Annotated in this window: 17 protein-coding genes and 2 tRNA genes; 8 read left to right on the top strand and 11 right to left on the bottom strand. The window is 52.6% G+C overall.

Translation table 11 applies throughout. From position 1 onward, the window contains the following. Positions 1-169 precede the first annotated feature (169 nt). The 3 genes from ACVXHP_RS03660 to ACVXHP_RS03650 all read left to right on the top strand — a co-directional run bounded on the left by ACVXHP_RS03660 (position 170) and on the right by ACVXHP_RS03650 (position 1,558). On the top strand, positions 170-493 hold the full coding sequence (locus ACVXHP_RS03660) for an ArsR/SmtB family transcription factor (RefSeq protein WP_304698302.1): 324 nt from the start codon (positions 170-172) through the stop codon (positions 491-493). 1 nt (position 494) lies between these two features. Next, entirely contained in the window at positions 495-1,208 is a 714-nt protein-coding gene (arsH, locus tag ACVXHP_RS03655) for an arsenical resistance protein ArsH (protein ID WP_304698300.1), read from the top strand. 83 nt (positions 1,209-1,291) lie between these two features. Next, a complete protein-coding gene (locus ACVXHP_RS03650) occupies positions 1,292-1,558 on the top strand; it encodes an ArsA-related P-loop ATPase (protein WP_447570872.1) in 267 nt (88 codons plus the stop codon). A 31-nt stretch (positions 1,559-1,589) separates the two neighbouring features. Here the strand turns inward: ACVXHP_RS03650 and arsC are convergent, their stop codons facing one another. Genes arsC through arsR form a run of 5 tightly spaced genes read right to left on the bottom strand, consistent with a single transcriptional unit; the run spans position 1,590 to position 5,892 of the window. After that, a complete protein-coding gene (gene arsC / locus ACVXHP_RS03645; RefSeq protein WP_447570871.1) occupies positions 1,590-2,015 on the bottom strand; it encodes a glutaredoxin-dependent arsenate reductase in 426 nt (141 codons plus the stop codon). A gap of 12 nt (positions 2,016-2,027) precedes the next feature. Beyond that, entirely contained in the window at positions 2,028-3,317 is a 1,290-nt protein-coding gene (arsB, locus tag ACVXHP_RS03640) for an arsenite efflux transporter membrane subunit ArsB (protein ID WP_447570870.1), read from the bottom strand. Between the two features lie 45 nt (positions 3,318-3,362). After that, the gene (gene arsA, locus ACVXHP_RS03635; RefSeq protein ID WP_447570869.1) at positions 3,363-5,114 is read right to left on the bottom strand and encodes an arsenite efflux transporter ATPase subunit ArsA; all 1,752 of its coding nucleotides are present in this window, start codon (positions 5,112-5,114) and stop codon (positions 3,363-3,365) included. 17 nt (positions 5,115-5,131) lie between these two features. After that, positions 5,132-5,494 (bottom strand): arsenite efflux transporter metallochaperone ArsD, encoded by a 363-nt coding sequence (gene arsD / locus ACVXHP_RS03630; protein WP_000855179.1) that lies wholly within the window; start codon positions 5,492-5,494, stop codon positions 5,132-5,134. A 47-nt stretch (positions 5,495-5,541) separates the two neighbouring features. Next, complete coding sequence (arsR, locus tag ACVXHP_RS03625; protein WP_200006574.1) at positions 5,542-5,892, bottom strand: As(III)-sensing metalloregulatory transcriptional repressor ArsR; 351 nt, start codon at positions 5,890-5,892, stop codon at positions 5,542-5,544. A 355-nt stretch (positions 5,893-6,247) separates the two neighbouring features. Here arsR and ACVXHP_RS03620 point away from each other — a divergent pair. The 4 genes from ACVXHP_RS03620 (at position 6,248) to ACVXHP_RS03605 (ending at position 8,955) form a co-directional block, all read left to right on the top strand. Then, positions 6,248-6,324 (top strand) — tRNA-Val (locus tag ACVXHP_RS03620). A 4-nt stretch (positions 6,325-6,328) separates the two neighbouring features. Then, positions 6,329-6,405: transfer RNA gene (locus tag ACVXHP_RS03615), tRNA-Val, on the top strand. A 215-nt stretch (positions 6,406-6,620) separates the two neighbouring features. Continuing rightward, positions 6,621-8,228, top strand: coding sequence for an FAD-NAD(P)-binding protein (locus tag ACVXHP_RS03610; RefSeq protein ID WP_447571145.1), 1,608 nt, complete (start codon positions 6,621-6,623; stop codon positions 8,226-8,228). 4 nt (positions 8,229-8,232) lie between these two features. Beyond that, positions 8,233-8,955 carry a substrate-binding domain-containing protein gene (locus tag ACVXHP_RS03605; protein ID WP_447570868.1) on the top strand — a complete coding sequence of 241 codons (723 nt, stop codon included), beginning with the start codon at positions 8,233-8,235 and terminating at the stop codon, positions 8,953-8,955. Here the strand turns inward: ACVXHP_RS03605 and ACVXHP_RS03600 are convergent. The 4 genes from ACVXHP_RS03600 to puuE form a co-directional block, all read right to left on the bottom strand. Further along, complete coding sequence (locus tag ACVXHP_RS03600; protein WP_447570867.1) at positions 8,942-9,694, bottom strand: ABC transporter ATP-binding protein; 753 nt, start codon at positions 9,692-9,694, stop codon at positions 8,942-8,944. The genes ACVXHP_RS03605 and ACVXHP_RS03600 overlap by 14 nt on opposite strands. Further along, a complete protein-coding gene (locus ACVXHP_RS03595; protein ID WP_447570866.1) occupies positions 9,691-10,695 on the bottom strand; it encodes a FecCD family ABC transporter permease in 1,005 nt (334 codons plus the stop codon). Before ACVXHP_RS03595 ends, ACVXHP_RS03600 begins: the two co-directional genes overlap by 4 nt. Further along, on the bottom strand, positions 10,682-11,737 hold the full coding sequence (locus tag ACVXHP_RS03590; RefSeq protein ID WP_447570865.1) for an ABC transporter substrate-binding protein: 1,056 nt from the start codon (positions 11,735-11,737) through the stop codon (positions 10,682-10,684). Before ACVXHP_RS03590 ends, ACVXHP_RS03595 begins: the two co-directional genes overlap by 14 nt. A gap of 175 nt (positions 11,738-11,912) precedes the next feature. Continuing rightward, complete coding sequence (gene puuE, locus ACVXHP_RS03585; protein ID WP_200006579.1) at positions 11,913-13,175, bottom strand: 4-aminobutyrate transaminase; 1,263 nt, start codon at positions 13,173-13,175, stop codon at positions 11,913-11,915. 106 nt (positions 13,176-13,281) lie between these two features. On the opposite strand from puuE, the gene pdxR reads away from it, so the two are divergent. Then, positions 13,282-14,757: a MocR-like pyridoxine biosynthesis transcription factor PdxR gene (gene pdxR / locus ACVXHP_RS03580; RefSeq protein ID WP_447570864.1), complete on the top strand. Its 1,476-nt coding sequence runs from the start codon at positions 13,282-13,284 to the stop codon at positions 14,755-14,757. A gap of 36 nt (positions 14,758-14,793) precedes the next feature. Here the strand turns inward: pdxR and ACVXHP_RS03575 are convergent, their stop codons facing one another. Beyond that, complete coding sequence (locus ACVXHP_RS03575) at positions 14,794-16,002, bottom strand: cytochrome c (RefSeq protein WP_447570863.1); 1,209 nt, start codon at positions 16,000-16,002, stop codon at positions 14,794-14,796. Between the two features lie 3 nt (positions 16,003-16,005). Then, on the bottom strand, positions 16,006-17,898 hold the full coding sequence (locus ACVXHP_RS03570) for an NAD(P)-binding protein (protein WP_447570862.1): 1,893 nt from the start codon (positions 17,896-17,898) through the stop codon (positions 16,006-16,008). Positions 17,899-17,912: the final 14 nt, after the last annotated feature.

Raw genomic sequence — 17,912 nt, 5'->3', positions numbered from 1 at the left:
AGAGAATAAGAATTTAGCTCAGCTAACCACGTTGGTCCTACATACCTGATAAGTCACAACATTATTTTGCCATTCTTAACATCATTCCCGCTCAGACAGCTCAAAGATTGAAAGTAAAAAATATTTTCATTATTCTAGAAATATAGAATCAATGATTATGAGAATAAGTATGGAACTGAACGTTGCAGCGACAATGATGAAAGAGCTTGGGCACGCGACAAGGCTCGGGATTTACAAAAGGCTGATCAAAGCAGGAGCTCAGGGCATGGCTGTGGGCGAACTACAGAAGCAACTCGAGATCCCAGCATCGACATTGAGTCACCATCTTTCATCCCTGATATCTGTAACTCTTGTTCGCCAGGAACGTCAGGGAAGAACGCTGTACTGCCACGCTTGCTATGAAAATCTTGGGGCGCTGATTACCTTTCTGACAGAAGAGTGCTGCACAGGGGCGGATGGACTGCACGATACCAATAACAACGTCGGAGAATAATATGTCCACTGAACTAAACAATGTTGACGCAAGCCTGTTCGACACCTCAATAACAGAGACAAGATTCGGTATTCCTGTCGTTCCTCATCCGCCTCGAATCCTCATGCTATACGGCTCTGTACGTGAACGCTCCTACAGCCGGCTGGCAACAGAAGAAGCAGCAAGGCTGCTGACTGCGATGGGTGCAGAAGTGCGGATCTTCAATCCCTCTGGTTTGCCTCTTCCTGATGATGCGCCTGACTCGCATCCCAAAGTCATGGAGTTGCGTGAGCTGGTTCGTTGGTCCGAAGGCATGGTGTGGTGCTCACCGGAACGTCATGGTGCGATGACCGGCATCATGAAAGCCCAGATTGACTGGATACCACTATCGGAAGGCGCTGTTCGCCCTTCGCAGGGGAAGACGCTGGCCGTAATGCAGGTCTGCGGTGGCTCTCAGTCCTTCAATGCCGTAAACCAGATGCGCATTCTTGGTCGCTGGATGCGGATGATCACCATCCCGAATCAGTCCTCCGTGGCAAAAGCCTGGCAGGAGTTTGATGAAGCTGGACGCATGAAGCCGTCCTCTTACTACGACCGCATCGTGGATGTAATGGAAGAACTGGTGAAATTTACTCTGCTGACCAGAGGTAGCTCAGCTTATCTTGTTGATCGCTACAGTGAACGAAAAGAGTCAGCAGAAGAACTTTCCCGTCGGGTTAATCAGAGCAAAATTTGAGGGCCGGAATGAATGATGTTCTGGCGGCAACATGAAGCCGAACTCTCTCAAAGTTAACCCGATGGCGGCGGCACAGGCTTATCGTGACGCTTACCGAAACGACACCGGTGCTGGAAGCGGCAAACCTGCAACAGGATTTGCGCCGGGCCGGAATTGAACCATGGGCATGGGTAATCAATAGCAATCTGGCTGCTGCAAAACCGTCCTTACCGTTTCTCGTAGCCCGAGCCAGCGGCGTAATGTCGCTGATAGATGACGTAACAGAGCAGTATGCAAAGCGTATTGCACTCACAGCGCTACAGAGCGAAGAGTCGGTTGGTATTGACCTGCTGGAAAGAATGGCGAAGTAATAATGAAGGGGGCATCTGCCCCCCCTCATCCTTATTTCAGTCGCTTACCTGCATCATCAATGACTTTTTCCCCGTCTTCCTTGGTGAATGCCGCTTTCTGAGCATCTGGAAGAATATCCAGAACCACCTCAGAAGGACGGCACAGTTTAGTACCCAGTGGCGTCACCACAATCGGGCGGTTAATCAGGATCGGATGCTGCAGCATAAAATCGATTAACCGATCGTTAGTAAACTTATCTTCTGCAAGACCCAGTTCCTCATACGGTTCGACGTTCTTACGCAGCAAAGCCCGGACGGAAATGCCCATATCTGCAATGAGTTTGACCAGCTCATCGCGAGACGGTGGATTTTCAAGGTAATGAATGACGGTTGGTTCATTACCACTGTTGCGGATCATCTCCAGCGTGTTACGCGACGTGCCGCAGGCCGGGTTGTGATAAATAGTGATGTTGCTCATATCAGTATCTCATTACAAAGTGAAAGAGAGACGTAGCGCCAGCGCGGCCAGCGTTACAAACAGCACAGGCAGAGTCATGATAATCCCGGTGCGGAAATAATATCCCCAGGTGATGGTCATATTCTTCTGTGAAAGGACATGCAGCCAGAGCAGCGTTGCCAGGCTACCAATCGGTGTAATTTTCGGCCCCAGATCGCAGCCAATCACGTTGGCATAAATCATCGCTTCTTTGATAACGCCTGTTGCGGTGCTGCCATCAATTGAGAGAGCACCAACCAGCACGGTAGGCATGTTGTTCATGATGGAAGACAGGAAAGCCGTCAGGAAGCCAGTACCAAGCGTCGCGGCCCAAAGCCCTTTATCTGCCAGCATGTTCAATATGCCGGAGAGGTATTCGGTCAACCCGGCGTTACGCAGGCCATACACCACCAGATACATCCCTAACGAGAAGATAACGATCTGCCAGGGTGCGCCATGCAGCACTTTGCCGGTGTTAATGGCACGGCCTCGTTTCGCCACGGTAAACAGGATTACAGCGCCTACAGCAGCAATCACACTTACCGGAATACCGAGCGGCTCGAGGACGAAAAAACCGACCAGCAGAAGAATCAAAACAATCCAGCCGGTGCGAAACGTAGCCGGATCTTTTATTGCTTTTGTCGGTGTCTTAAGCAGAGCCAGATCGTAAGTCGGCGGGATATCCTTGCAGAAGAACAGATGCAGCATAACCAGCGTGGCGATAATAGCGGCAATATCAACCGGCACCATGACCGACGCATACTCAGTGAAGCCCAGTCCAAAGAAGTCCGCCGAGACTATATTCACCAGGTTGGATACGATAAGCGGCAGGCTGGCCGTATCGGCAATAAACCCGGCAGCCATAACAAATGCCAGCGTGGTGCCTTTGCTGAACCCTAATGCCAGCAGCATGGCGATGACTATCGGCGTCAGAATAAGTGCCGCACCATCGTTGGCAAACAGTGCCGCCACCGCCGCACCGAGCAGAACGATATACGTAAAGAGCAAACGTCCACGACCGTTACCCCAGCGGGAAACGTGCAGCGCTGCCCATTCGAAAAAACCGGACTCATCAAGCAGCAGGCTGATAATAATCACGGCAATAAATGTTGCCGTCGCGTTCCAGACGATATTCCACACCACCGGAATATCGCCCACATGCACAACGCCAGAAATCAAAGCCAGCCCCGCGCCCAGCATTGCGCTCCAGCCGATCCCTAATCCCTTCGGTTGCCAGATAACCAAAACAATGGTCAGGACAAAAATAGCGCCTGCCAGTAACATACATCCTCCTGACAGGGCGGCTCTACCGCCCTGTATATGCAAAAATTAACTCATCAACTCTCTGAGTTTTTCAATACCGGCTGGCTCTGACGCCAGTACCGGAACGAGCGCGATACGGTCAGCGTGCTGATTCTTTACAGCCTCAATCTGAGGTAGTTCCTGCCGGGCGCGTAGGCAAAGCAATGGAGAATGCGTCTGTGCAATAGAAAGGCTGTTATTGATAATCCAGCCCCAGGGATGAATCCCTGCACGCTCCAGATCGGACTGCAAATTTGCAGCTTCCAGCACCGGTGTGGTTTCAGGAAGCGTAACCAGCAGAACTTTGGTTCTGTCCTGATCCTGAAGCTGCATCATGGGGGTAGTAAAATGACCTTTATTCCCCATTTTTTTGGCAATTTCGCGGTGGTAAGCCCCGGTCGCATCCAGCAGCAACAGCGTGTGTCCCGTAGGGGCTGTGTCCATGACAACAAACCGCTTACCTGCTTCGCGGATCACGCGGGAAAAGGCCTGGAACACGGCAATTTCTTCAGTACAAGGAGAGCGTAAATCCTCTTCCAGTAGCCGTTTCCCTGCTTCGTCCAGATCTCTCCCCTTTGTCTCAAGGACATGCTGGCGATAACGTTCGGTTTCATCGTGTGGATTAATCCTGCTGACCTGCAGGTTTTTGAGGCTACCGTTCAGCGTGGTACTCAGATGCGCAGCAGGATCTGATGTAGTGAGATGCACGTCAAACCCCATATCCGCCAGCTTTACGGCGATGGCAGCAGCCATCGTAGTTTTACCCACGCCACCTTTACCCATCAGCATAATCAAGCCGTGTTCACTGCGGGCGATATCCTCGACCAGGTCAGAGAGCGATAAGTTTTCAGGCGTGTACGGGATGTTCGTTACCGGGAGCGGTAATGCCTCAGAACGGGTATCCAGCAGTCCCTTCAATGCGGACACACCAACCATATTGACTGGCTGGAGTAATAAGATATCTGTCGGAAGTTCAGATAAGGCGCCAGGAAGATTTGCCAATGCCTCCTGCTCACGTTGCCATATCGCCGCAGCCAGGGTGTCATCTTCAGCTTCGGCTGGAGGCAGAACACCATTAATCACCAGATACTGGTTTTTCAGGCCAATTGCAGCCAGTTCTTCATGGGTGCGGGAGACTTCCTGCAGCGTTGATTTTTGCAGTCGCGCAACCAGAACCAGTCGGGTACGATCAGGATCGGACAACGCCTCTACCGCATGCGCATACTGCTCACGCTGCTTTTCCAGCCCAGCCATAGGGCCAAGACAAGAAGCTCCATCTGGATTACTTTCAATGAAGCTACTCCAGGCTCCGGGAAGCTGGAGTAGACGAATCGTGTGGCCCGTCGGCGCGGTATCAAAAATGATATGTTCAAAGCGGGTCAGCAGAGAAACGTCAGTCAATAACCCGGTGAACTTATCGAACGCCGCAATTTCAGTGGTACAGGCTCCTGAAAGCTGCTCACTGATACTGCTAACAACGTCATCAGGCAGAAGGCCTTTGATAGGATCAACGATTCTGGCGCGGTATTGCTGGGCTGCTTCCTGGGGGTCGATCTCCAGAGCGGAAAGTCCTGGAACTGCTGTCACAGGACGGATCGTGTTACCGATAGCCTGATCGAATACCTGACCGACATTGGAGGCCGGATCGGTACTGACCAGCAAAACCCGCTTCCCCTGTTCGGCAAGGCGGATTGCCGTCGCGCAGGAAATGGACGTTTTTCCTACACCTCCCTTGCCGGTAAAAAACAGGTAAGGCGGGATATTCTGTAAGAATTTCATATGTCCTCCTGACATATTCAGCAACAGGAAGTATTACCACCACAACAGCTGGTGGGAGCTAACCCCACTTTCTCCAGCGGAATACCAAACCAGCGAGCCAGCTCAGCGCGTTTTGGATACCGCCCTGCCATCACCGTTTCGCCATCCAGCAACAACAGCGGAAGCCCTTCTGCTCCAGACGCTTCGAGGAATGCTTTCGCTTTCTCGTTCTGAACAAAACTCATGGGTTGCTGTGCCAGGTTGTAACGTTCAACCTGTACGCCACGTCCTTTTAGCCACTGCACATCAGCAGAAAAATCAACCAGAACCTGATCGACATCTGAGCCACATACGCCGGTACTGCAGCACATTGCCGGGTCAAACACCGTTAACGTTTTCATTATAAATCCATCACATTCGAAAAATCATATATGTTCAGGCAAATTTTTTAGATACAAACAGCCTTACCGCTACCAGAGCAGTTTGCCGATGCCAGCTTACGGGCGATGGCCTGTACGTCGTCCTGTTGGCTTAACCAGGCCTGCTCAATCACCTGAGCGGCCCAGGAAGGAATATGCGGGGATAAGCGGTAGTGAACCCACTTGCCCTGTTTGCGATCCAGCAAAAGTCCACTTTCCCGGAGCATTGCCAGATGGCGTGAAATCTTGGGCTGCGACTGATCCAGCGCCGCGCAAAGATCGCACACGCACAGTTCTCCCATCTCCCTGAGCAGCAACACGATCCCCAGGCGAGTCTCATCGGAGAGGTTTTTGAAGAGTTGTAAGGTGGATAGTTGCATCGCTTCTCCTTTTCATTCGGTAACAGGATACGCTCTGGGATTATAAAATCAATAATACATATGGTAAAAGGTATATGTTAATGTTCTGTGCCGTAATGACTAACGTAGAGACAATATTGCCAGCAAAGAATACGGAGCAGGTCAGCATGCTGCCCGACAGGATGCCAACACAAATATCCCCATTATGCCCCCAACGCACAGGCTGAGTAAAAAACACGCTGCAAAATCAACAAAATATAATCAACTTGCTTAATTACTCTGCAAACGCGTGAGATCCAGAAGAAAAATGCTATTTCCCTCTTGCCTCATTCGGTCTGTGCCGCTAATATTCGTCCCCGTTGTCACCTACAACGTTGCGTTCATAGCTCAGTTGGTTAGAGCACCACCTTGACATGGTGGGGGTCGTTGGTTCGAGTCCAATTGAACGCACCATATTGCGTCCGTAGCTCAGTTGGTTAGAGCACCACCTTGACATGGTGGGGGTCGGTGGTTCGAGTCCACTCGGACGCACCATATCATTTCTGATATGGTGCCTTTCTTATTTATCATTCTCGATAAAATCCCCCAATTCTTGTTGCCGTCCTGAGCGACCTCGACATTCTTGCTGTCTATCCCGTTTGTCTCCTGCGCCGTTATCGACCACACTTATCCTGCTTCGCTTGCTTTCGGCACAATGCCGACACAGAACATCGATCACAGGGCATAAAAATAATATCAGGTGGATAATGATGAACAAGATCGCTATCGTCGGTACGGGACCGACAGGAATCTATACGTTACTCGCACTTCTCAAGCATCAAACCCCGCTTTCAATTAGCCTCTACGAACAATCGAATGAAGCTGGGGTAGGCATGCCCTATAGCGATGAGGAAAACTCACGATTGATGCTGGCAAATATCGCCAGTATTGAAATCCCCCCCATTACCTCTTCTTATCTCGACTGGTTACGCCAACAGAGCGTTGAACATTTAGCCCGTTATGGCGTCGAACACGCCTCACTGCATGACCGACAATTTCTGCCGCGCATTCTGCTTGGCGAATATTTTCGTGACCAGTTTTTACGCCTTGTAGATCTTGCGGGCAAACAGGGGTTTAGCATTACCGTACACGAGTCCTGTCAGGTCAAGGATGTCAAAGCCACAACGGATGGCGTTGTTATTTGTAGCGATCATAACGACTTGGAACACTTTGATCTTGCTGTCATCGCCACGGGTCACGTCTGGCCTGACGCCCAAAGCGCATCGCGCACCTTCTTCCCGAGTCCGTGGACTGGACTTATGGAGGCCAAAATCCCGGCATGTCATGTCGGAATTTTGGGTACATCTCTGAGCGCTATCGATGCGGCTATGGCTGTCGTCGTACAACATGGCAGGTTTGTAGTGGATGATGCGCAGGGTGTTCATTTCGAAAGAAATGAAGGCAGCCAGGATCTCAACATTCTTCTCATGTCCCGTTCTGGCATTCTCCCGGAAGCCGATTTTTACTGCCCTCTCCCCTACGAACCGCTCGCCATTGTGACTGCTGAGGCACTGGAACAGTGTATTGCAGAGGGTCCTGCCGGGCTGCTGGACAGGATCTTTATGCTCATAGCCAAAGAAATTGAGCTGGCAGACCCTGTCTGGAGCAAAGAAGTCGCCCTCTCTTCTCTTAACGCCGACAGCTTTACAGATGTCTGGTTCGCCGCCCGTAAAAAGCACGATCCGTTTCGCTGGGCCGCCGCCAATCTTGAAGAAGTCGAACGCAATAAACGTGACAAACACACGGTTGCCTGGCGTTACGCTATTCTGCGACTGCATGAGGCCGTACAGGAAATTGTCCCGTGGCTGGACGAGGAAGACAGAGAGCGGTTTAACAATGGACTTGCTCGCGTCTTTATCGATAATTATGCGGCCATTCCTTCACAGTCGATCCGTAGATTACTGGCGCTGCGTGAGGCCGGGATTCTCAATATTTACGCGCTCGGTCAGGATTATCAGTTAGAGCAAAAAGAGAAAATGACGGTGATACGCGCTCAGGGCGAAACCTATAAGTTTGACGTTTTTATCGATGCCAGAGGCCAGAAAGCGTTAAAAATTAAAGACCTGCCATTTCCATCGCTACGGGATCAACTGCAGTCCACGAGTGATGAAATACCGGATGTCGGCGATGACTATACGTTACAGGCACCTGATATCGTCCGGGGCCGCATTGCGCTCGCCGCACTTCCCTGGCTGATGCACGATCAACCTTTCGTGCAAGGGCTTACTGCCTGCGCAGAAATTGGGCAGTGCATCGCGCAAGCCATTTCCCGGCCAGCCACGCGTCTTCGTCGACGCTTACCCTATTACGAGGCGTGACACGATGTGTTCTTCCATCACTCTGCTTGCTGCCGGCAGTTTACGTCCGGCATTGACCCCGTTGATAACCCATTTCACGCGCATAAGTGGAATCGATGTGCAAGTGGAATATGGTCCAGCCGGTTTATTGCGCGAGCGGATTGAAGCAGGTGAACCCTGTGCGCTGTTTGCTTCAGCCAATCGGGAGCATCCGCAGAGCCTGCTGGCTGAGCATAACGCCATCTCGACACACACCTTTTGCTGGAACCAGCTGGGTCTGGTTACCAACCAGAGCGGTGAATGGCTGGATTTGCTGCGAAACCCTACCCTGCGCATTGGTACGTCTACGCCAGGCTGTGACCCTTCCGGAGATTATACCTGGGCATTTTTTGACAAGATGGATGCGCTGGAAACGGGACTTGGGCAGCAGCTTCACGAAAGGGCCATTCCCCTGGTTGGTGGTCGCGACAGCGTGAAGATCCCGCAGGGAGAACTGGCCAGCAGCTGGGTCCTGCGTCAGGGACTGGCCGATCTGTTTATCGGCTACGCGCACTATGCAAAAACGCTCCGCGCACTACCCGATGTTCGTTATGTCGCGATTCCGACTGAATATAACATTCAATGTGAATACCAACTGGCGCTGCTGGAGGCGTCCAAAGATGCGCTGGCGCTGGTTGAGTTTATGCTCGGCAACGGCGGCCAGGAATTTCTGATCGCCGCCGGTTTTATACCGCTTACCGACGAATAGAAAACAGCGGCGCAATAAACGGCGTCTGGTAATGGTCAACGTTCAATTTTCGCAGCGGTAATCCATAGGCCAGAGACAGATTATCTTCCGTTACGATACTGTCCGTCGTCCCTGCCCGCCATTTTCCTTCAGGAAGCAGCAGCAGCGTATGCGTGGCTATCTGTAGCGCATGTAGCGGATCGTGGGTTGAAAACAAAACGCAGCAGCCTTGTTGGCAAGCCAGATCGCTGATGAGTTGCAGTACCACCTGCTGATTGGCGAGATCCAGCGCGGAACACGGTTCATCAAGCAATAACGTCTGACATTCCGTGACCAATGCCCGGGCTATCATCACTAACTGTTGTTGCCCACCGGAAAGTGAACCAAACGAGCAGGCGCCAAGATGTGCAATACTCAGTTGTTCCAGCGCCTGCACAGCCCTTTTTTGATCCTGCTGGCTGGGTTGCGCAAATAACTTCACGTGCTGTGCCCGCCCCATCAGTACCACATCGCTGACCGTATAGGGAAACGGCAGATGAGAATGTTGCGCCACAATCCCAATTCCACCGTCATTTTCAATACTGCCGTCCAAAGCAGGCAACGTGCCGGTTAGCGTATCGAGCAGCGTAGTTTTACCCAGACCGTAACGTCCCAGAACAGCCCAGATCTCACCTTTCCGGCAACTGAATGTAAGCGGCTCAAATAGCGGTACACGATGCCCGTAAGTCAGCTGATTTACGCGCAGTGCGACAGATTTCATTGTTTCCTCCGGCGGCTGTTGCGGATGAGTAAAAAAGCAAATAGCGGCGCGCCGAATAATGCAGTGATGATCCCCAGCGGGATCTCCGCAGGCATCAGGGTGCGCGCAATATCATCCACCACAATCATAAAACTGCCCCCCAACCAGAAGGCACAAGGGAGCAAACGACGATGATCGACACCCACCAGCAAACGCGCCAGATGCGGGATAACCAGCCCGACCCAGGCAATACTGCCGCTGACCGCCACCTGAGCGGCGACTAAAAAAGCGCAGCACACCAGCACGCTGCGTCGCAGAGGAACCACCGCCACGCCCAGCGCTCTGGCATCTTTATCATTAAGCGATAACAGATTTATACGCCAGCGTAACTGGCACAAAACCGTCGCGGCGATACCCACCGGAATCGCCAACAGCAGAACTTTATGCCAATTGGCCGTCGCAAAACTGCCCAGCAGCCAGAACACAATGTTCGGTAACGTCTCTTCGGTATCCGCCTGATACTGAATCAGACTCACCAGTGCGGCAAAGAAACCGCTCAGAATGATACCTGACAGGATCAGCACCAGCGTATTCTCCAGCCCCTGCAATGTAGCGATGGCATACACCAGAATCAGCGCCGTCAGACCGAAGAAAAACGTTGATCCCATCATCAGCCACGGCGACAGGCCGAGCAGAATCGCCAGCGTACCGCCAAAAGCGGCCCCCGACGTCACGCCGATAATATGCGGATCGACCAGTGGATTATGAAATACCCCTTGCAGCGTCGCGCCGCATAAACCCAACGCGCCACCCGCCAGCAACGCGATCAGAATACGGGGTAACCTGACCGTCCAGACAATCTGGCTGGCAATCCCTTCGGCGTCGCTATAGTGCGTCAGATGGTAAAATACCTCGCTGAACGACAGCGGATATTGTCCGAGGCACAGCGAGCTGACGCCCAGTAATAAAACCGCCGCCATTAGCAGTGGCTGCTGGGGTAAAATGCGGTTACTTAGCTGCATCAGACTGCCAGTTCACACGATAAAAACGCTGATAGTAGTCTTGCGCCTGCGCATCGACATCCACGTCTTTATAGGCGTCCGGATACAGTTTTTTGGCCATCCACAGTTCACCTATCGCCAATGCTTCCGGCATCGGATACCCCCAGGCTTTGGCGTATTCCGGCATCAGCCAGATACGATGATTTTTCACCGCATCAATCCCCTGCCAGTTGGGATCGTTTTGGATCTCAGTTACCACCTGCGGATAACGGTCCTGAACAAAAATAACCTGCGGATTCCACGCCAAGACCTGCTCAAGCGCGACCTGACGGGTGCCTTTCACACTGGCCGCCGCCACGTTTAATCCCCCCGCATGCTGCATCATCAGTCCCGTATACTTCCCGGAGCCATAAGTCATCAGGTCGGGATTAGCCATATAAATTCGCACCTTTTGTGCATCAGGAATGTTGGCAACTGGCGCGTTAAATTTTGCCCGCGCCGCAAAAACGTAGTCGATCAACGCCTCGGCCTGCGGTTTGCGCCCAACGACATCCGCAATCAGGCGAATTCCCTGCTTTAACCCTTCGTTGTAGACCTGCTCTTCATCGGCCATGGTCGGATTCATTTTATTCCGCTGACCATCGGCATCCTTACGCAATGAGATAGCGACCACCGGAATTCCGGCGTTCTGAATCTGCTGAATCATCTCCGCAGGCGCATAGTTGGCAACAAAAACGACCTGTGGGTGAATGGCCAGCAGACTCTCGATATTCACGCTGGTGAGATCGCCCGGTGTCGGCAATGTCGTTATCGTCGGCATAAAACGCGCGAATTCAGACCCGAGCTGTTTTTTCCAGCTCGACATCACACCAACAATGTCTTGTTGAGCATTGAGTTGCACCAGAATATTCAGCGTCTGGTGTTGCAGCACCACCACCTTGTCGACATGGTCAGGAATTGTGACCTGACGACCAAGCTGATCGGTAATCGTACGATCGGCCTGTGCGGAGAACGCCACAAAGAAGCTGGCGCAAACCAGCACAAAAGAACGGAGAGTTAACATGGGATACCATCTGGATGAGGAGTAAAATCGATATATATTAAAATATATAGCGATGTAACTGGCAACCCATTACCGATAATTACCGCACTGCACGCGAGGAAGATCAATTTATGTTGGCAAAAATAAAGCCGACGGCAATGACTACCGTCGGCTTTCGTTGATACTGAGTGACTAACTATTTCGTCGCAGCTTTAATGATTTCGAGCGCTTTGGCGAACTGATCCTGCGGAATTGTCAGCGGGTAAAGGAAACGAATAACGTTACCGTACTGGCCACAGGTTAACAGCAGCAATCCCTGCTCAAGGGCTTTCTTCTGCACGCGCTGCGCGACGGCGGCGCTGGGCTCACCCGTCGCTGCATCACAAAATTCAGCAGCAACCATTGAGCCTAAGCCGCGCACTTCGGCCAGTTCAGGACACCATCCTTGCGCGTCAGTCAGGGTGGCGCGCAGTTGTTCACCGAGAGCCGCTGCCCGTTGGCACAACTGCTCATCACGAATAATATCCAGTACCGCATGAGCCGCCGCAATCGACAACGGGTTGCCGGCGTAAGTACCACCCAACCCACCCGGCGCAGGCGCATCCATAATGTCTGCCTTACCTACCACGCCAGACAGCGGCATCCCACCCGCCAGGCTTTTCGCCATCGTCATCAGGTCCGCTTTATCGGCGTAGTGGTCCATCGCAAACAGTTTCCCCGTACGCGCAAAACCGCTTTGCACCTCATCGGCAATCATCACGATGCCATGCTCATCACAGATACGGCGGATACCGGCAACAAACTCCGACGGCGCCACCACAAAGCCGCCTTCGCCCTGGACGGGTTCGAAGATAATCGCCGCAACCTGGGTTGGATCGATGTCGGCTTTAAACAGGCGTTCAATCGCTTTCAGCGAATCCGCCGTGGAGATACCCTGCAACTCAGAAGGATATGGCGCATGGTAAACGGAACCAGGGAACGGGCCGAACCCTTTTTTATAGGGTGCGACTTTGCCGGTTAGCGCCATCGTCATGTAAGTCCGTCCATGAAAACCGCCGCCAAAAGCGATAACGCCGGGACGACCGGTATGCGCGCGGGCGATTTTCACCGCATTTTCCACGGCTTCTGCGCCGGTAGTGAAGAACGTGGTTTTGCGTTTACCGTCAATCGGCGCAACGGCGTTGATTTTCTCAGCCAGAGACACATAGTTTTCGTACGGTACAATCTGATAAGCCGTGTGGGTAAAAGCCTGCAGTTGCGCTTCGACTGCCTGCACCAGACGAGGATGACGGTGCCCGGTGTTGAGCACGGCAATCCCGGCGGCAAAATCAATATACTGATTGCCTTCAATATCGGTAATCGTGCTGTTTTCTGCCGACTGGGCGTAAAAATCACACATGACACCCACGCCACGCGGCGTGGCATCCAGACGACGTTGTTGCAGGTTTTTATTGTTCATTCTCTACACCTTGTCCATAACTACATTTCAGTTGAATTACCCTTTAAATTTAGACGCCATCTGGTACTTTAATCGAGAGCCAAATCGTTTTATTTTAAGGATCCAAATGCGTTCACTTGCCGGAGATGTGATCAAGCAAGCATTTAGCCAGCAGACAGACGAAAAACTGCATCGTCGCCTGTATGCCGCCATCTGTAGCTGCATCCTTGAGGGCAGTCTGAAACCGGCTACCCGCATGCCTCCCTCGCGGGATCTGGCGGGCGAACTGACGTTATCGCGTAACACCGTTTTGCGGGTGTACGAGCAGTTGCAGGCCGAAGGGTATATCTCTGCGCGCACCAGCAGCGGCACATTCGTTACCGACAGCGTGCTCGACAATCTCGACCTCCGCCCCAACAATGAGCCTGTTGCTGTTGCGCTTGAGGATCACACCCGCTTATCAGCCCGCTGCCTTGAACTGCTGGGGCACGCCAGCGCCAGTCCCCGGCAATGGGGAGCCTTTATTCCTGGCGTGCCTGATGTTGAGCATTTTCCTCACCGGGTGCTCAAAAAAATCCAGGATCGACTGGCAAGGCGACTACGCCCGGAGTTTCTCACTTACGATGCCGCAGGTGGGGTAAGTGAATTGAAAGAAGCGCTGGCAGACTATCTGCGCACCGCCCGGGGTGTGCGTTGTTCGCCAGATCAAATTCTGATTACTGAAGGTATTCACCAGGCGCTGGATCTGGTAACGCGCGCGTTGTGCAATCCGGGTGACAATGCCTGGATTGAGGAGCCTGGCTATTGGGGGATAAAAAACATTCTACGTATCAACGCGGTTAACTTTTCGGCGATCCCGGTTGATGAGCAAGGTATGATTCCTCCAGGCACAACAGAACCCGCACCGACGCTGATTTTTGTGACACCGTCACATCAATATCCGCTCGGTTCGGTAATGAGCCTGAGCCGTCGGCAACAGCTTCTCTTGCGCGCCCGTGAAACGCGAAGCTGGATAATAGAAGATGATTACGATAGCGAGTTTCGCTTTTCCGGCCAGCCTATTCCGTCATTACAGGGACTGGAGGAAGAGACACCGGTTATCTACATCGGAACATTCAGTAAGACACTCTATCCCGCACTGCGACTCGGGTATGTGGTACTGCCCAAACCGCTAGCCGCACCGCTAAAAAAGGTACATAACGACCTCTATCGCGGCGGACATTTATTGATTCAGGCCGCACTGGCGGAATTTATCCGCGAGGGGTACTACGCGGCGCATATTCGAAAAATGCGCCAGTTGTACAGCCGTCGCCGTCAGATGCTGGTGGAACTGATCACCCGCCAACTTGGCGAGCATTATCTTGGCTCCTTCAGCAGCAACGCCGGGTTGCATATGATTTTACAACTACCCGCCGGAAGTGATGACGTCGCCGTTGCTCAGCAGGCGAATGCGCAAGATCTGCTGGTGCGTCCGCTGTCTCGCTACTACGTGAATGAAAAGAAATGCAGCGGCCTGCTGCTGGGGTTTGCCAGTATAGAAGAACATGAAATGGCGGCGGCGTTTACCCGACTCGCGGCTATTATCAGGGTAAACGCCGTATAAGCACTGCTGGGTAGCGGTGCTTATACGGCACGCTGTTTAATGAGAGGCTTTTTTAACGCCAGCCAGATCCTGCTGGCTTACTTCACCATTCCCTTCCCCCCAACTTTTACGCACGTAGTTAATTACGTCGCGCATTTCGTTGTCGCTTAACATGCCGTTGTAGGCTGGCATCTTAAAGGAGACGCTGCCACGCGTTGTCGGTGTTTCTGCGCCATAGGCAATCACTCTGTACAGCGGCGTCGGGTCATCCACCATCACCAGCGGATTGTGGATCAACGAAGGTGCATTATCATCCGTACCTTTGCCTTCCAGACCGTGACACGTTGAGCAGTAGCGGTTATAAGTCACTTTGCCCGCCTCGGCTGAATTCGACCAGGATGCCGTAGTCGCTGCGCTACGCCCCGCTTCAGGCTGCGCGCTTTTCAGGCTCAGCAGATATTGTGCGATCGCCGTGGCATCTTCGTCCGTCAGATACTGTGTACTTTGCGTAACGACTTCAGCCATCGAACCAGAAACCGCAGCATGCTTGCTTTTACCGGTCAGCAACAGCGATTTTAACGCCTGCTCCGACATTCCGGTGCCCCGCAGCGACGGTGCATACCAGCCGTCGATCATCGCGCCGCTCAGGTACTCGGCATCAGCATTGCTATACGCTTTTTCGTTCATCGCCACACCTCTCGGTGTATGGCACGAACCGCAGTGGCCCGGGCCTTCCACCAGATAAGCGCCTCGTTTCACCAGGGCCGCGTTTTCATCCGTTTTCGCGCTCGCAGCAGCCGTCGCTGGCGCGTCGGTAAACAACCAGTTCCAGATATGCAGCGGCCAGCGGGCGGAAAGTAGCCACGGAATGGCATTCTCTTTATTGGCTTGTGCCGACGGCGTGACGTCATGCATAAAATAGCGATATAGCGCCTGAACATCCTCGTCAGAAAGCTTCGCATAAGAGGGATAAGGCATAGCCGGATAGAGCGGATGACCATCTTTGGCAATCCCCTGACGTACCGCCTTTTCAAAGTCCTCGTATGTGTAGCCACCAATCCCCTGCGTCTTATCAGGGGTAATATTGGTCGAATAAATATCCCCGAGCGGAGTGGGAAACTTTTTGCCCCCTGCCATCGCCGCGCCACCTTCCGTCGTGTGACAGGCTACGCAGTCAGAAATCCTGGCGATGTATTCGCCATGCGTTTCAGCCGCAGAAACTGTGGCGGTAAATAAACAGGCGGCAAGAACGGTTACATTACGCATAGATCACCCCATATCCTTGAGTTCATTAACCGCTCGCCATGCCTGATCGATCGCCGTATGAGCATAAGCCCCCCAGTCAGAATCGGAGTTAGCAATGGCAATTCGACCAACTGGCTTGCGCGCCCGCTCGATAATCTCCGGCATTTTATCCATATCGTCGAACAACGAGTTAGGGTAATAGGCATAGCCATGCGCCCAGCGGTTAACCGTAATGGCGGCAATATCGCGTTGATTATCAAAGCCTGTTGAGCCAAACATCTCCTGCAACTGGGAGCGAATCATCTCTTCATGCGCCGCAAATGTCGTCCCCAGCAGATAGGCCCGCCCCAGACGGAACTGCTCTCTGGCCGAGAGGTTACTGCCCGGATACGTAGGCACGTAAACCATATGAATCACCATCGGTTCGTCTGGTGAGGCTGGGTGTTGATACCCGCCGATACTGACCGGATAGTCGAGTTTGACCCGGCTGTAAGGGGCTGCCGGAGAGTAAAATTCATGCACGCCAAGCTGTTTAAATGCCTGCCAGTTTTTAACCACCACGTTGGTGTATACCAGCGGCGCTTTCACGTTCAGTTTGAGATCCGCCTGCTGCTGTTCCGGCATCTCTGGCACCAGATACGGAATCAGCATGTTATAACCCGCCATAATGGTGTTCTTACCACGAACGCGATGCATTTTGCCGTCGCGCAGGTAGCTGACAACAACACCATCCTGTACGTTGGCGGCGTTAATCACCGTGCTGTTCAGGCGCAGACGCGTGGTGTTTTCCGGCAGGTCCAGTTTTTCATAATGCAGTCTGGCGAGGACCGAGTCCTCCATGGTGGTGCCCGGTAGCGCATCCGGCAGCATATACCTGACCAGCAGTCGGGCCAGACCGGCATTCCCATCCGGAAAATGGTAAACATACGGCTCTTCGAGGTCGGCCAGCGACTCTCCGTCCAGCGGGGGTAATCCCAGCGCTTCCATACCCGGTAAGGCGCACGCCCGGGCATCGCTACAGGAAATCCCTTCGATGCCAATGGCAAAGAAGTCGTTAGAGCGCTGCTGAAAATAGAGCAGCGCCATTTTGCTCAAACCGACTTTTGTCGCCAGAAATTCACTGTAGCTGTGGGTATCCAGCCATTCAGTTTTCTCATCAACCGTCATACCGGGAAGGTAGTCCGCAGGATGTACATGCAGATCGATTAACGCTTTTCTGTCGTTCTCGCTTAGCGGAAAATCATTGATAAAGTCTTCTATCTTGCGTCCATTCAATCTGTCCGGCGGAATATCATCAGATACCGCACGTCCCGGATCGCCGCTGACGATTTTGGTTTCGCCAAAATTCTTTTTATCGAAGAAAACACCGCGACTGAGCTGCCAGTCGGGGTAAAAGTTGACGTCAAAACTCTCTTTCAACCGCGTGACGCTGACGCCCACAGTTTCCATCAGTTTTTGCACTTCCGGACTGAAATTATGCGCAGGCGACTGGAATGCTTCGCTGCCGCCATAGCCGAGTAGTTTCTTGCCCGAGCTGGTAAACTCATTCCGTTTGGCATGTCCTCCAAAATCGTCATGATTATCGAGGATCAGAATCCGGCTATTTTGTCCGGCAAGTTGACGCCAGAAACAACCGGCAGCCAGCCCGCTGATACCACCGCCCACAATCACCAGATCGTACTCTTCCTCAATAGGCAAAGCGTTTAAATCAAAATGTTTATGCTCTCGGCCCACGGCATGCGCCATTTCAAACGACCCAGGATGATTACCCCGCAGACCCGTCAGCGCAGGCGGATAATAACTTCCATCTATAAATGCGTTTTCCTTCCCTGCCGCCCTGACCCATTCCAGCGGGGTAAGCCCCGCCGCAACGGTCACCGCGACGCCGTTGAGAAAATCACGTCTGGTAATTGCCATTAACTTTTTCCTTA

The sequence above is a fragment of the Citrobacter freundii complex sp. 2025EL-00176 genome (genome assembly GCF_053309355.1).
The sequence above is the reverse complement of the archived record's forward strand: the minus strand, read 5'-3'. Positions and strand labels throughout refer to the sequence as shown.

Coding starts and splice junctions, on each gene's coding strand:
- ACVXHP_RS03600 (WP_447570867.1), bottom strand. CDS start 9,694: ATGAAATCTGTCGCACTGCGCGTAAATCAGCTGACTTACGGGCATCGT.
- pdxR (WP_447570864.1), top strand. CDS start 13,282: ATGCGTTCACTTGCCGGAGATGTGATCAAGCAAGCATTTAGCCAGCAG.
- ACVXHP_RS03595 (WP_447570866.1), bottom strand. CDS start 10,695: ATGCAGCTAAGTAACCGCATTTTACCCCAGCAGCCACTGCTAATGGCG.
- arsC (WP_447570871.1), bottom strand. CDS start 2,015: ATGAGCAACATCACTATTTATCACAACCCGGCCTGCGGCACGTCGCGT.
- arsH (WP_304698300.1), top strand. CDS start 495: ATGTCCACTGAACTAAACAATGTTGACGCAAGCCTGTTCGACACCTCA.
- ACVXHP_RS03575 (WP_447570863.1), bottom strand. CDS start 16,002: ATGCGTAATGTAACCGTTCTTGCCGCCTGTTTATTTACCGCCACAGTT.
- ACVXHP_RS03590 (WP_447570865.1), bottom strand. CDS start 11,737: ATGTTAACTCTCCGTTCTTTTGTGCTGGTTTGCGCCAGCTTCTTTGTG.
- ACVXHP_RS03660 (WP_304698302.1), top strand. CDS start 170: ATGGAACTGAACGTTGCAGCGACAATGATGAAAGAGCTTGGGCACGCG.
- ACVXHP_RS03605 (WP_447570868.1), top strand. CDS start 8,233: ATGTGTTCTTCCATCACTCTGCTTGCTGCCGGCAGTTTACGTCCGGCA.
- ACVXHP_RS03570 (WP_447570862.1), bottom strand. CDS start 17,898: ATGGCAATTACCAGACGTGATTTTCTCAACGGCGTCGCGGTGACCGTT.
- puuE (WP_200006579.1), bottom strand. CDS start 13,175: ATGAACAATAAAAACCTGCAACAACGTCGTCTGGATGCCACGCCGCGT.
- arsB (WP_447570870.1), bottom strand. CDS start 3,317: ATGTTACTGGCAGGCGCTATTTTTGTCCTGACCATTGTTTTGGTTATC.
- ACVXHP_RS03610 (WP_447571145.1), top strand. CDS start 6,621: ATGAACAAGATCGCTATCGTCGGTACGGGACCGACAGGAATCTATACG.
- arsA (WP_447570869.1), bottom strand. CDS start 5,114: ATGAAATTCTTACAGAATATCCCGCCTTACCTGTTTTTTACCGGCAAG.
- arsD (WP_000855179.1), bottom strand. CDS start 5,494: ATGAAAACGTTAACGGTGTTTGACCCGGCAATGTGCTGCAGTACCGGC.
- arsR (WP_200006574.1), bottom strand. CDS start 5,892: ATGCAACTATCCACCTTACAACTCTTCAAAAACCTCTCCGATGAGACT.